Here is a 13,865-nt window from a genome sequence, read left to right as displayed (position 1 = left end):
GCAGCCATGGGCGACCGGGCGAGCATGCTGTTCGCGCGGCGCGCGGCGCGCGTCACCGCGCCCGAGCCCGCGCCCCTGCGCCGCAGGGCATGGCGAACCGAGCGTGTGCGCGCGTCTCTCGTGATATGTTCGCGTCGACTGGAGAATGCGCCAGGATGGCTGTCCGGGACCACTTTCGCGTTCACGCGAGGCGACGCGTCGATCTTGGGGCGACGCTGCGCGATCGGCAGTCGGTCGAGGAGCACGGCGTTCGCATCCGCGATCTGGGGCTGGGCGGCGCCGGCATCGAGCTGTCCGAGGCCCAGCTCGCGTCGGAGCTCCTGGATCCCGAGGCGTCGGTGACGCTCGAGGTCACCGCCCCGAACCTGTGGGATCCGCTGAGCCTCCGCGGTCGTATCGCCTGGATCCGCCGCGGTGCGGCGGGCCGGCCGGCGCGCGCGGGCGTTCGCTTCGAGCACCACGACGCCGGGTCGCTCTACGGCCTCTACCAGCTGCTCGGCACCGAACACTTCGAGCTTTAGCGCGGGGGGGTGCCCCACGCGCCGCGCCGCGCGATGAACACCCTCGCTGGCGGCCGGGCGGATCGGCAAGAGCGCGCGCCCAACCCGGGACGACCTTCAGGCGACGGAATACTAGAAGGCGAACACGGGGCTGACGGTGGGGGCCAGGACGAGGCCGAGCGTTGGCCACATCAGCATCACCTTCATCTCGGCGGACACACCGAAGTTCTGGGTGATGCCATAGACCACACCGGCGCCTAGCGCCGAAAAGTTCCGCCCGGTGATCTGGTAGGCATCGAGATTCTCGACGTAGCGGGTGTTCGCCGGACACCTGTTGCTGCTGCTGGTGCTCAGAGGATCCCCTTCCTCGGTGCGGCGATCGCACACATCCACAGGCACCGAGGCGTTCACCTGGGCCAGCCCGATGGGCGAGACGAAGGCGTAGGGGCGGAACCCGCCCTTCTCGACAATCCGATCCCCCAGGAGGAAATACGTGGCGCGGAGCTCCGCATGGAGCGGCAGGAAGCTGAGCGCCTGGAGATGCGGGTTCTGCAGCTCATTGCCCGCCCCGTCCGACCACGGGTTCGGCCCGTTCTTGGAAGAGGGCGAGCCGCCGAACGCGAATCCGACCCGTACGCCGAGGAGCAGCGACAGATCCGAGAACAGCTGCCGATCGTACGACAGCATCACCCGCCATCCAGCGAGGCTCAGGCCGCCCTTGACCCCGTTCGTCCCTTCGAGATCCGCGGGCTCGCCGTAGAACTGCCGGCCGTCGCCGCCCGGATAGAAGCAGGCGTAGGCGGCGTCGCTGCCCGAGCAGACGTAATCCGTGCCGCGCACCAGGAGCAGGTCGAGCTGGCCGGAGACGCCGACCACGTTGCGGTTGCCCTTGCTCTTGCCCTTCGACGCCCCGCCCCCCTCGTCGCTCCCCTGCTCGCAGGTCCCGTTCACGCAGGCGAGCCCCGACTGGCACTCCTCGGTCGCGTCGCAGGCCGCGCCCCAGGTCTTGTCCCCGCGCTTGCCGCCGGCCTCGGGGCAGCCAGGCAGGCCTGGCGGGCAATCCTCCTTCGCGGCGCACCGCTTCGGCGGCTCCTGGCCAGGCAGCGACGGCTCGTGCTCGATCTCGTTCTTGATCGGCACCCGGTGAGGGGCCTGCATCGAGCCGGCGGTGCCCACCGGATCGCCCGCCTCGTCCCTCAGGATGACGAAATACCGGATATCGCCGGTCGTCGTGACATCCTCGCAGGGGATCTCCACGCCGAAGCCGCTCTCGAGACGCCTCATCTCGAGCGACTTCCACTTGGGCGAGCCGAACGGCTTGTAGCGGACCGTCGCCTTGGACGCGTCGATCTCGTCCGGGATCTCGACATACACGGGCACCGGCGTGTTCACCGCCTGCTCCGCCACCGGCGTGTGGGGAACGTCGCCCGCCGCGGCCTTCGTGGCCTTGCCGCCGCCGTCGCCCGCCGCCTTCCCGGCCTTCCCGGCGGCCTGCGCCTCCTTCTGCGCCTCCTTGAACGCCTGGGCCAGCTCGGTCGTCGTCAGCGCGTCGATGAGCGCCGCCTTCGGATCGGCCTGGAGCGCAAGCACGAACTCGGCCTTGGCCTGTTCGAGCTTGTTGCCGCCGCCGTACACCGTGCCGAGCGCGATGTGCAGCTTGCCGACCACCGACTTCGAGCAGGCGTTCTTGTCGCACTTCTTCAGCGCGTCTTTGAGCTTCTTCTCCGCCTTGTCGAACTCGACAGAGAGGTAGTCATCGTCCATCGCCTGGTTGTGCAGCTTCATCGCCTCCGCGTCCTTTTCGCCGGCGGCGCCGGCGACCGCCGGCGCGCCGAGGATCCACAGCGAAGTCAGTGCAGACGCGAGGCGAGCGCGGCGTGAACGACGGAAAAACACGGGTTCTGACCTCCAGGGTGTGCTGGGGAGGGGCTCTTGCTTTCAGGATGAGGGGGCCGGGTCCGGCCCCCTGGACTGCGCGGTCGAGAGCGACCGGACCCCGACACGCCAGGCGGTGCCCCCGTGACGGCTGGACTACTGCGCGCCCTCCGTGCGGACGAACTGCACGCGCCGGTTCAGGGCGCGGTTCTGGTCGGACGTGTTCGGCACGATCGGCTGCTCCATGCCGTACCCCTTCGATGTCAGCCGGGCCTCGTCGATGCCCTTGGCCACCAGGTACTTCTTCACCGAGGCCGCACGCCGATCCGACAGCTTCTTGTTGTAGGCCGCGGCGCCCTTGTTGTCCGTGTGCCCCTGGATCTCGATCTTGATCTTCGGGTTCTGCTGGAGGACCTCCACCACGGCGTCGAGGATCGGGAAGCTCTCGGGCCGGATCTTGTCCTTGTCGAACTCGAAGTGGATCTGCTGCGTGATCTTGATCTCCTTCTCGGTGACGATGACAAGGCTCGGCTTCTTCGGGCAGCCCGGCTTGTCGCCGCCGACCACGCCCGGCTCGTTCGGGCACTGGTCCTCGAGATCGACCACGGTGTCCTGGTCGTTGTCCGGCTCGGGGCAGCCGTCGGCGTCCTCGTAGCCGTCCGGATCCTCCGGATCGTTCGCGCAGTTCTTGCCCGTGCTGTCCTTGTCGTTCGCGTCGAGGATCGTGTCGAGGTCGTTGTCGACCTCGGGGCAGCCGTCCTCGTCGAGGTAGCCGTCCTTGTCCTCGGGCAGGAGCACGCAGCTGTCCTTGCTGTCCGTCAGGCCGTCGCCGTCCGTGTCCGGATCGTCCGGGCAGCCGTCATCGTCCTGGAAGCCGTTCCAGGTCTCGGCGTCGCACGGGCACTTCTTGTCGTCCGGATCGAGCAGCCCGTCGCCATCGCAGTCTCCGGGCTTGGGCGGCGGCGCCTCCTCGACGAACCCGCGCTCGGCGCACTTCTGCGGCGGCGAGAGGTCGTACGCGGCGTGCGTGTTCGCCTTCGCGATGTCGAGGTGCTCCTTGGCCCGGACGAAGAAGCCCTGATCGAGCTCGACCGAGGCGAACGACAGGTGCGACTTCGCCATCGCCAGCTCGCGCGGCGCGCAGCGGAGCGCGCCGTTGCGCTCCGCCTGCTTCGCGATGGTGGTCAGCGCCTCGATGTCGCCGCGCATGACCGGCACCTGCGTGCACGAGAAGGCGGCCCCGGCGATCGCCACGAGAGCGACGGCGCCTGCGCGACGGGCGCGGCGGGAACTGCGGCGCGTCATTCCAATGCTCATCGACCCGCGCCCTCGTGCGCCTGTTTCGCTAGGGTGATCGCCTTGTCCGCGTACTCCTCTGCGACGTCGGCGAAGTCGATCGCGTCGCCGTAGTCGGCGGCCGCGGCCTCCTCCCGAGCCTTCCAGAGGTGCTCGCGCGCGGTGTAGTACTCGTACGGCGCATACTTCTCTGCGCCGAGCGCCTCGGCCGTCTCGAGCTTGCTCGAGGCCGAGTTCGCGGTGAACGCGTAGAGGGTACCGCCGCAGCCGCCCGTGAGGGCCGCCGCGAGCACCATGCCCGCGCCTGAAATCCAAGTCCCGAATCGCCGCCCGTGCGTCGTCACGATCGCGTTCTTTCTGGAGCGGGCACCTAAGACCGTCTGCCCGGCCGTCGCGACGCTATCAAGGCCGCTCGGCGCACGTCAACCGGCTCGGGGAAGGGAAGTGTGAGGTCAGAGCTTCCGGTAGACGCCGACGACCACGCCCAGGAGCATCGCGGGCTTGAAGTCGCTCGCCCGGACCAGGATCGGGGCCATCGCCGCGTTCGCCGGCTGGAAGCGCACGTAGTCCTTCTCGGGGAAGAAGTACTTCACGGTCGCCTCGTCGCCGATCAGCGCCACCACGATGTCGCCGCGCTGCGCGGTGAGCTGCCGGCGCACGAAGATGTAGTCGCCGCTGAAGATGCCCGCCTCGATCATCGAGTCGCCGGTGACGCGCAGGCCGAACACCTCGCGCCCGCCGCGCACGAGCGTGCGCTCGATCCGGACCGTATCGAGGACGTGCTCCTCGGCGAGGATGGGCAAGCCCGCGGCGATCCGGCCGACGACCGCGATCTCGACGAGGTCGTCCTCCTGGTCGTTCGCGGGGGCGTCGTTCCCGCCGTTCACGAGCGCGCCGCGGAGATCGGCGCCGCCGCCGGAGCCGGCGCCATCGAGATCCCGCGGGCGGAGCGCGCGCGACTTCATGTCCTCGCGCGTGAGGTAGCCCTTGCGCTCGAGCGCTCGGAGGTGATCGTTCACCCCGTTCGTCGAGCGAATCCCCATATGCGCGCCGATCTCGCGCAGCGTCGGCGGGTACCCGCGCTCGCTGATCGACTGCCGGATATAGTGAAGCACCTGCTGTTGTCGCTCGGTGAGCCCCTGCATCGGGCGGAACCTACTGAACGGTTGGGTAGATGTCAAAAAAGTGTGGAGCCCTCTCGCCAGGGGCTCGATTTCACTGCGAATTTCTGGAAGCCAGCGGCGCTCGTCCGCCCGTCCGTCCGCCTCCCGCCGCGCCGCGCCGTGAGCCCCGAGGCGCGTCGAGCGTGCAGGGTGAACCGAAGGGCAGGGGCCCGTTGTGGTCAAGGCTGCTTCGGGACGTTGTTCCGTGAGCTCATCGCCTGACGGGGCTCGAGCATCGCCCGGATCTCGTCGGCGTCGGCGGCGGCGGCGAACGCCTCCTCCATCGTGATCATCCGGCGCTGGTAGAGGGACACGAGCGACTGGGCCATCGTCTGCATGCCGCTGCCGGCCTGGCCCACCTGCATCTGCGAGTAGATCTGGTGGAGCTTGTCCTCGCGGATGAGGTTCCGGATCGCGGCGTTCGGGATCATCACCTCCATCGCCATGACGCGCCCCGGGCCGTTCGCGCGCGGCAGGAGGAGCTGCGTCATTACGGCGACGAGCGTGAACGAGAGCTGCTGGCGCACCTGCGACTGCTGGTGCGGCGGGAAGACGTCGATGATGCGGTTGATCGTCGAGATCGCCGAGTTCGTGTGGAGCGTCGCGAAGACGAGGTGGCCGGTCTCGGCGATCGTCAGCGCCGACTCGACGGTCTCCAGGTCGCGCATCTCACCGACGAGCACGACGTCCGGATCCTGGCGCAGGGCGTACCGCAGGGCGTCCTTGAACGACGCGGTGTCGGAGCCGATCTCGCGCTGGTTCACGAGCGACAGCTTGTGCGGGTGCAGGTACTCGATCGGATCCTCGATCGTGAGGATGTGCAGCCGCTGCTCCGCGTTGATCTTGTCGATGATGCTCGCGAGCGTGGTCGTCTTGCCCGAGCCCGTCGGGCCCGTCACGAGCACGAGGCCGCGGGGCTTGGCGGTGATGTCGAGCACGACCGGCGGCAGGCCCAGCTCGTCGAAGTTCATGATCCGGAAGGGGATCTGCCGGAAGGCGGCCGCGACGGCGCCGCGCTGCATGTAGATGTTGGCGCGGAAGCGGGCGAGCCCCTTCATGCCGAACGAGAGATCGAGCTCGTTGCGCTGCTCGAACGCCGCCACCTGCTCCTCGCTGAGCACCGAGTAGCAGAGCTGCTTCGTGTCGCTCGGCATGAGCGGCGGGAGCTTCAGCGGCACCACCGTGCCGTCGATGCGCAGGAGCGGCGGCGTGCCGCTCGTGATGTGCATGTCGCTCGCGCCCTTCTCCACCATCGCGCGGAGGAGCTGCTGGAGCGTGTACCGGAGGCCTTCCTGCTGTCCGACGAGCTCGGTGGTCATGCGCTCAGTCCCCCATCGTCACGCGGCCGACCTCCTCGGTCGTGGTGACGCCCGCGAGCACCTTCTCGATCCCGCTCATCCGGAGGGTCAGCATCCCGCCCTTGATCGCGGCGGCCTTGAGCTCGGCCGTGGACGCGCCCTGGAGGACCATCTCCTTCAGCGCGTCGGTGAAGCGCATGACCTCGTAGAGCGCGACGCGGCCCTTGTAGCCCGAGCCGTTGCACGTCTTGCAGCCCGCGCCGCGGACGAGCTCCGCGCGCGCCACCTGCTGCTCGGTGAAGCCGAAGTCGAGGAGCACCCTCGCGTCGACCTTCAGCGGGACGCGGCAGTCGGGGCAGATCTTGCGCGCGAGGCGCTGGGCCAGCACGAGGTTCACGCTGGCGGTGATGAGGAACGGCTCCACGCCCATGTTGAGGAGGCGCGAGATCGTCGACGGCGCGTCGTTCGTGTGCAGCGTCGAGAGCACGAGGTGGCCGGTGAGCGCGGCCTTGACCGCGATCTCGGCCGTCTCGAAGTCGCGGATCTCGCCGACCATGATGATGTCCGGGTCCTGCCGGAGGAACGACCGCAGCGACATCGCGAAGTTCAGCCCGATGTCGTCGTGCATCTGCACCTGGTTGATGCCGTGCAGGTTGTACTCGACAGGGTCCTCGGCGGTGCTGATGTTCGAGCCGATCTGGTTGAGCTCCGAGAGCGCCGAGTAGAGGGTCGTCGTCTTGCCGGAGCCGGTCGGGCCGGTGACGAGGACCATGCCCCACGGCTGGCCGATCGCCCACTTGAAGTCCGCGAGCGGCTTCGCATCGAAGCCGAGCTTCGCCATGTCGAGCTGCAGGTTCGACTTGTCGAGGAGGCGGAGGACGATCTTCTCGCCCCAGAGCGTCGGGAGCACCGAGACGCGGAAGTCCATCTCCCGGCCCCTGCCCATCTTCAGCTTGATGCGGCCGTCCTGCGGGAGCCGCCGCTCGGCGATGTCGAGCGAGCTCATGATCTTGAGGCGGCTCGAGATCGCGTTCTTCAGCTTGATCGGCGGCTGCATCTCCTCCATCAGCACGCCGTCGATGCGGTAGCGCACGCGGAGCTTCTTCTCGTACGGCTCGACGTGGATGTCGCTCGCGCCCTTCTTGATGGCGTTCAGGAGGATCGCGTTGACGAGCCGGACCACGGGCGCGCCCTCGGCGGCCTTCTCCAGCTCGAGGACGTTCACGTCGTCGGCCTCGACCTGGAAGCCGACCTCCTCCTCCCCGAACTCGCTCAGCACCTCGTCGTAGGAGGGCCCGACGTTGTAGGCGCGCTCGATCGCCTCCGTGATGCCGGTCTCGGACGCGACGACGGGCTCGACGTTGAAGCCCGTGAGGAACTTGATGTCGTCGATCGCGTGGAGGTTCGTCGGATCGGCCATCGCCACGACGAGCGCCGTCCCCGACCTGGAGATGGGGATGATCTTGTGCTTCTCGCAGACGTCCCGCGAGACGAGGCGCGAGACCTCCGCGTCGATCTCGTACTCGTCGAGGGCGACGGCCGGGACGCGGTACTGCGTCGAGAGGAAGCTCGTGATCTCTCCGTCGGAGATGTACCCGAGCTTGGCGAGCGCGTACCCGAGGTTCTGACCTGTCTTGCGCTGCTCCTCTTGGGCTTGCCTGAGCTGCTGGAGGCTGATGAGCTTTTCGCGGACGAGCAGTTCGCCGAGGCGGTTCGTTGTCGACATCGAGGCCGCAAATCCTGCGGGTGACGAGGGAGGGAGTCAACGCTGGCGGTTGGGGCCGGCGCGCATCAAGGGTAGGATGTCGGATGGTGGCGAGGATGGCGCTGCGTGAGTCTCTTTGAGTGGTTCGGGCTCAGGCGGGGGGACAGCCGACGCAGGGCGGCCGAGGCCAAGGAGCTCGCCGGCGATCTCGCGGGGGCGGTCGAGCTGTACCTCGACGCCGGGATGCCGGACGACGCGGCCCGGGTCCTCCTCCTCCGGGCGGACGCCGAGCGAAGCGTCGAGAAGCGGATCGCCTTCTGCGCGTCGGCGTCCCGCATGGCGGAGAGCCCCGAGCTCAAGCGCTCGGCGCTCGGGCGCAAGGCGCTGCTCGCGTTCGATCTGGTGCGCGCGCGGGGCGCGAGCGTGATGCGGAGCGAGGCGCTGGCCGTCGCGCGCGAGCTCGAGGAGGCGGGCGAGCTCGAGCGCGCGGCCGACGCATACGCCCTGGTGGGCGACACCGAGTCGGAGACGCGGGTGCTGGCCGCGGCGGGCGCGATCGAGCGGCTCGAGGAGCGGCTCCGCTCCGCGATGACCGTCGAGAGGGACCAGCGAGAGCTCGCTGCGGTCCTGCGATCGATCGCGGATCTCGACCGGATGGCGGAGCGCCGCGAGGCGATCGGGGTGGCCGAGGCCTGGATCGCCGGGAACCGCGGCGGCGAGCAGGTGGCCGACGCCCTGCGCGCGATCCGCGCGCGGCTCCTCTCGGGGCCGATCCTCTCGCTCGAGCTCGGCGGCGCCCTCCTGCGGTGCGCGCTCGGCGACGAGGTCACGATCGGCCGCGGCGAGGCGACCATCGTCATCGCGTCCCGCGCCGTCAGCAGGACGCACGTGCGGATCCGGCGCGGCCCGTCCGGCGTCGAGGTCGAGGATCTCGGGACGCGCAACGGCACGACGCTGGCGGGCGCGCGGCTCACGGGGCCGCTGCCCGTCGGCCGCGGCGTGCAGCTCCTGCTCGGCGGGGAGGTGCCGTGCGCGATCGCGCCGGGGACCGGGGAGGGGTGCGTGGTGGAGATCGCCGGCGATCGCTTCACGGCGCCGCTCGGCGATCTGCCGGTCGGTCCCTGGCGGATCCGCCTCGATCGGGCGGGGGCATCGTCCTTCGTCGCGCTGAAGACGCCGCCGGGGGCGCCGCCGCCGTTCCTCGGCGACTACCAGCTCGCGCCGTCGGTCGAGCTCTGCGCGGGCGACGCGATCGCCTCGGCGCGCGGGGGGACGGCGGTCTTCCGGCTACCCCCCGCCGGCGAGGCAACGTCGATCCGGCGCGGCGGCGCCGAGGGCGGCCCGGCGTGAGCCTGTGGCGCCGGCTCAAGGAGCGCCTCGGCGGCGCCGCGGCGGACGGCGGTGCGCCGGCGGACGCGAGCGGCGGCGCGCCGGGCGGGGCGGACGTCGGGGGCGGCGCGCATCCGGCGCGAGCGGAGCGGCCGCAGGCGCGCGCGTCGCGCGAGAGCGACGACATCGCGCGCCTGCGGAGCTCCGGCGCGCGCGAGGGGCCCTCGACGGACGAGGTGATCGCGGTGCTCCGGCGGGCGCGCGGGACGCTCCGGGAGGCCGAGGCCGTGGCGCACCTCGTCGCGGCGATGGAGGAGCGGGTGCTGCCCGATCCGATCCGCGTGGCCTGCGCGGATCTGCTGGCGGCTCGGGGCGACGAGCAGGGCGCGCTCGCCGTGCTGGAGGGCGCCGCGTCGCGCGAGCGCGGGGGCGCGTCGCGCGCGCAGCCGGTGTCCTCGACCGAGGGCCTCGTCCTCGCGGCCGATCTCTACGCCTCGCTGGGGCAGCTCCCGCGCGCGGTCGGCGCGATCGAGCGGGTGCTCGTCCGGGAGATCGGCGCGCCAGGCGCGCGCGAGCGCCACCAGCGCTGGCGGGCGGCGCTCGGCGCGGATCGGCCCGCCGCGGTCGCCCGCGTGGACGACGCGACCGTGGTCGCGCCCTCGGCGGGCAAGAGCCCGTTCCGCCTGCTCCGCGAGGTGGCGCGCGGCGGCGCTGGCGCGGTCTACGAGGCCGAGGACGAGGCGCTCGGCCGGCGCATCGGGTTCAAGGTCTACCACGGGCGGGGCAGCGATCGGGCGCACCTCACCCGCGAGGTGCGGCTCGCCGCGGCGCTCGCGGGCCCCGGCGTCGTGCGGGTGTTCGACGCGGACCCCGAGGAGGGCTGGATCGCGCTCGAGTGGATCGCGCGGGGGTCGGTGAAAGACGTGCTCCGCGCGGGCGACGCGGCGGCGCTCGCGCCGATCGCGCGGTGGGCGCGTCCGCTCGCGCGCGCGCTCGCCCGCATCCATGAGCGCGGCTACGTCCACGCGGACGTGAAGCCGGCCAACGTGCTCCTGCGCAACCTCGGCGAGCCGGTGCTCACCGATTTCGGGCTGGCCAGGCCCCGTGGCGCGCCGTCGGCCGGCGGCAGCCCAGGGTACGTCTCACCCGAGCGGCTCGCCGGGCGGGCGAGCGATCCGCGCGATGACGTCTACGGCTTCGGCCGCGTGCTCGAGGACGTCCTCGTCCACCTCGAGCCCCTCGGCGGCGAGGGGCTCGCCCCCTGGAAAGAGCTGTCGCTGCGGTGCCTCGGCCCGGACGACGACCGCCCGCCGGACGGCGCCGCGCTCGTCCGGGCCGCCCGCTGAGCGCCGCGGCGGGCTCAGCAATCTTCGAGGCAGCGCTGGTACCGATCGAACGCGGCCGCGTCGGTTCCATCGAACGCGCCGCAGGGAGCCTCCGCCGCGCACGCCGACGCGCACCGGGCGCGGCCGTCGCACGACGCCTCGGCGGAGATGCCGCTGCCGTGGAAGCCGCACTCCTCGGTGTGCTCCGTCGCCTCGTCGCACACGCTCCCGCAGCCGGGCGCGAGGGCGACCGCGAGCGCAATTGACGCGGCTGACGCGGCGCGAGCTGCTCGTGCGCTGCCGGGTGCTTCCGTCCACCAACGACGCCTGCCTTCGCTCATGCCTGCTCTCTGCCGGGCCGATCTCTCGTTCGGGGGACCTCACGCTGCGGCGTGGTGCGGCGCAGCGTGGCAACCCGCTTCGCTTCGGGCGCGGCCCTGGGTAGATTGCTCGCCTGCATGCGCGTACGCAACGAGAAGAGGGCGCCCTGATGCGCTTGGCCATCGTCGCCACGCCCAGCCTGCACCGCGATCAGCGGCCGGCGCCCGGCTCGCTGGACGGAGATCTCATCCGGGCCCGCCTCTCGCTGGACGACGCGGGCTTCCGGGTGATCGACGTCGATCCCGCCCGGGATCTCGCGGAGCAGCTCGACGCGCTGTTCGATGAGGTGGTCGCGACGCGGAGGACCCTGGTCGACGCGGAGGACGCCGCGCGCGACGATGCATCGACCCTGTTCCTCTTCTACGCCTCCAGCGCGGTCGCGCTGTCACCGGACGGGGAGCTCTTCCTCTGCCTCGACCCCGAGAACCCCGGCCTGGGCGACGCGCTGGGCGACATCGCCGCGGTGTTCCGCGATCGCGCGCGCGGCGAGGTGCTGTTCGTCCTCGAGTGCCACCACGGCCCCGGGGCGACCTCGCGCGCCGTCGTCGCCGCCGCGGAGCAGGCGGTGGCGTCTTCCGTGACCGGGGTCGAGCTCCTCGTGGCGGCGCACCCGATCGGCTCGCTCGACGCGGATCTGCCGTCGGTGCTCACCCGCGCTTTCGTCGAGCACCTCGACGAGGCCGAGCCGGAGCGCGGCCTCACCGCGGAGGCGATCTTCCGCCGCGTGGAGGGGAACACCGAGCTCGCCAGCGCCATCCCGTGCTTCGCGCGGACGGGCGGGCAGGGCTCCTTCTCGGTGCTCGTCCCTCGCGGCGGCGCCGCGGGCGCGCCCCCGGCGGAGGGGACCGAGGCCGCGCCGCTGGACGTCGCGGACGAGCGGGACGCCGCCACCACGCCGGCGCCGGCGCCGGACGATCCGGTCGCGCAGTACCTCGCGGCCGGCGACATGCTCGCGGCCGCCGGGGACCTGGAGGGCGCGCTCACGGCGTACAGGAAGGCGCTCGCGCTCGTCGGCGTAGCGCACCGGGACGCGCGCGCGGAGGTGCATCTGCGGATCGCCCAGACCAGGTGGCGCCAGGAGCGGCACCGCGAGGCGATCGAGAGCTTCGACAAGGCGCTCGCGCTCGCGCCGGAGCACCGGCCCGCGCTCGAGGCCCTGGTCGAGCTCCACCTCACCGGGCGCGACTTCGTCCGGCTGCGCATCGCGGAGGAGCGGCTGCTCACGCGCGTCGAGGGGGACGGCGATCGCTTCGGGTTCCTCGTCCAGTTCGCGGAGCGCTGGGAGGGCATCGCCGGAGAGCCGGCGCGCGCGCTGGAGCTCCTCGAGCGGGCGCGGGAGCTCCGCCCCGACGACACAGCTGTCTTGCGCAGCCTGGGCCGGCTCTACCAGGCCGCGGGCGACGTCGATGCGTCGATCGAGGCGCGCCGCTGCCTCATCGAGAGGATAGAGGAGCCGAGGCAGCGGGCGGTCGCGCTCCTGGAGCTCGCGCGCGCCGCGATGCAAGGCGAGGCCCGCGCGACCCTGACCGAGGTCACGCGGGAGCGGGACGGGATCGAGCTGCTCGAGCTCGCGCTGGACGCAGATCCCACGTTCCTCGATCCGCTCTCCCTCATCGCGATCCTCCTCTCGGCGCGGCAGGAGTGGGGCGAGCTCGAGCTCGCGTACCGGCGCATGCTCGATCGGGCGCAGCGCATCCCCGACCTGCGCGTCCGGAGCGACGTCACCTGGGAGCTCTGCCGCCGCCTCGGCATGCTCTTCCGCGATCACCTCGAGGATCCCACCTCCGCGCTGGAGGCGTTCGAGGGCGCGGTGGACGAGCGGCCCGACGACGTCCCGGGGCGGCTCAGCGCGGCGTCGCTCGCGCGGACCGCCGGCCGGCTCGAGCGCGCCGCCGCGCACCTCCAGGCCGCGGCGGTGCTCGATCCCGGCAACGTCCAGGTGTTTCACGACCTGTTCGACACGTTCCAGAAGCTGAGGCAGGTCGACCAGGCCTGGTCCGCGGCGAGCGTGGCCGTTTACCTCGGCGCGGCCGAGGCGCGGGAGCGCTTCATCTTCGAGGAGCACCGCCCGGCGGGCCTCGTCCAGCCTGCGCGCGGGCTGAGCGTCGGGACGTGGGACCTCCTGCGAGCGGGCGATCGCGATCGCGCCCTCGAGGAGGTCCTCGCGTCGGTCGCCGGCGCGGCGATCCGCGCGCGGTTCGCCCAGCGCGTGCGGGAGAAGCGGGTCCCCCAGCTCGATCCGGCCGCGCGCGCCGACGCGGAGCGGAACGCGGCGGGCGTGGTTCGCCTGTTCTCGTGGGCGAGCCGGTGTCTCGGGATCGCCTCGCCAGCGGTCTACCTCCGCAAGGACGCGCCGATCGCGGTCGCCGCGGTGGCGGTCGAAGAGCCGAGCGTCCTCGTCGGCGGCGAGGCGCTCCGCGGGAGGACGGCGGCCGAGCTCGCGTTCCTGGTGGGCAGCCACGTCGCGTACCACGTCGGCCCGCACCGGCTGCTGCTCCATTTCCCGTCGCTAGAGGAGCTCGGCGTCTGCCTGGCGGCGGCCGTCAAGGTGGCGAGGCCGTCGGAGCTCGTCCCCGCGGATCTCGAGGGCGCGGTGCTCGCGCTGGTGCCCCTCCTCGACGAGCGCCTGACGGAGAGCGAGCGCGACGCCCTGGAGGCCGCGGTGTTCGAGCTCTACGAGATCCGCGCGCCGCTCGATCTCGCGCACTGGGTGGGATCGGTCGAGCGGTGCGCTGCCCGGGTCGGCTATCTGCTGACCGGCGATCTCTCGGTGGCGGCGTCGTCGCTCTCGCGGGGAGACGCGCCGGGCGTGCTGACGGCCGAGGAGAAGATCGGCGATCTCCTCTCGTTCACGGTCTCGGACGCCTACCACGCCTTGCGCGAGGAGCTCGGCGTCGCGATCGAGCCCTGAGCTTTCCCGTCAGGCGTCCGATCACGGATGGCCAGACCCCTGCGCCGCTCCGCGGCCGAGCGCTCAGCGCAGGCCTTGCCAT

At 71.6% G+C, this 13,865-nt stretch carries 11 protein-coding genes; 4 read left to right on the top strand and 7 right to left on the bottom strand.

Going from position 1 to position 13,865, the window contains the following annotated elements:
• Positions 1–155: 155 nt before the first annotated feature.
• Positions 156–521 (top strand): PilZ domain-containing protein, encoded by a 366-nt coding sequence (locus POL72_RS02600; protein WP_272093392.1) that lies wholly within the window; start codon positions 156–158, stop codon positions 519–521.
• Between the two features lie 111 nt (positions 522–632).
• Here the strand turns inward: POL72_RS02600 and POL72_RS02595 are convergent, their stop codons facing one another.
• The 6 genes from POL72_RS02595 to pilB form a co-directional block, all read right to left on the bottom strand.
• The gene (locus POL72_RS02595; RefSeq protein ID WP_272093391.1) at positions 633–2,285 is read right to left on the bottom strand and encodes a hypothetical protein; all 1,653 of its coding nucleotides are present in this window, start codon (positions 2,283–2,285) and stop codon (positions 633–635) included.
• A 246-nt stretch (positions 2,286–2,531) separates the two neighbouring features.
• The gene (locus tag POL72_RS02590) at positions 2,532–3,680 is read right to left on the bottom strand and encodes an OmpA family protein (RefSeq protein WP_272093390.1); all 1,149 of its coding nucleotides are present in this window, start codon (positions 3,678–3,680) and stop codon (positions 2,532–2,534) included.
• Between the two features lie 8 nt (positions 3,681–3,688).
• Positions 3,689–4,015 (bottom strand): DUF4398 domain-containing protein, encoded by a 327-nt coding sequence (locus POL72_RS02585; RefSeq protein ID WP_012237102.1) that lies wholly within the window; start codon positions 4,013–4,015, stop codon positions 3,689–3,691.
• 108 nt (positions 4,016–4,123) lie between these two features.
• Positions 4,124–4,816, bottom strand: a complete 693-nt coding sequence (gene lexA / locus POL72_RS02580) for a transcriptional repressor LexA (protein ID WP_272093389.1) — start codon at positions 4,814–4,816, stop codon at positions 4,124–4,126.
• Positions 4,817–5,013: 197 nt separating this feature from the next.
• A complete protein-coding gene (locus POL72_RS02575; RefSeq protein ID WP_272093388.1) occupies positions 5,014–6,153 on the bottom strand; it encodes a type IV pilus twitching motility protein PilT in 1,140 nt (379 codons plus the stop codon).
• 4 nt (positions 6,154–6,157) lie between these two features.
• Positions 6,158–7,858 (bottom strand): type IV-A pilus assembly ATPase PilB, encoded by a 1,701-nt coding sequence (gene pilB, locus POL72_RS02570; RefSeq protein ID WP_272093387.1) that lies wholly within the window; start codon positions 7,856–7,858, stop codon positions 6,158–6,160.
• 105 nt (positions 7,859–7,963) lie between these two features.
• Between pilB and POL72_RS50910 the strand changes: the two genes are divergently transcribed.
• Positions 7,964–9,187 carry an FHA domain-containing protein gene (locus tag POL72_RS50910; protein WP_272093386.1) on the top strand — a complete coding sequence of 408 codons (1,224 nt, stop codon included), beginning with the start codon at positions 7,964–7,966 and terminating at the stop codon, positions 9,185–9,187.
• Positions 9,184–10,512, top strand: coding sequence for a serine/threonine-protein kinase (locus POL72_RS02560; RefSeq protein WP_272093385.1), 1,329 nt, complete (start codon positions 9,184–9,186; stop codon positions 10,510–10,512). Before POL72_RS50910 ends, POL72_RS02560 begins: the two co-directional genes overlap by 4 nt.
• Before the next feature lie 14 nt (positions 10,513–10,526).
• On the opposite strand, the gene POL72_RS02555 is transcribed toward POL72_RS02560, so the two are convergent.
• A complete protein-coding gene (locus POL72_RS02555; protein ID WP_272093384.1) occupies positions 10,527–10,832 on the bottom strand; it encodes a hypothetical protein in 306 nt (101 codons plus the stop codon).
• A gap of 149 nt (positions 10,833–10,981) precedes the next feature.
• Here POL72_RS02555 and POL72_RS02550 point away from each other — a divergent pair, with 149 nt between their 5' ends.
• Entirely contained in the window at positions 10,982–13,783 is a 2,802-nt protein-coding gene (locus POL72_RS02550) for a tetratricopeptide repeat protein (RefSeq protein WP_272093383.1), read from the top strand.
• The last annotated feature ends 82 nt before the right edge of the window (positions 13,784–13,865 follow it).

The organism is Sorangium aterium (assembly GCF_028368935.1).
In the GTDB taxonomy this organism is placed as follows: Bacteria; Myxococcota_A; Polyangia; order Polyangiales; family Polyangiaceae; genus Sorangium; species Sorangium atrum.
Note: the sequence above shows the minus strand (reverse complement) of the source record. Positions and strands in the feature narration are given on the sequence as shown.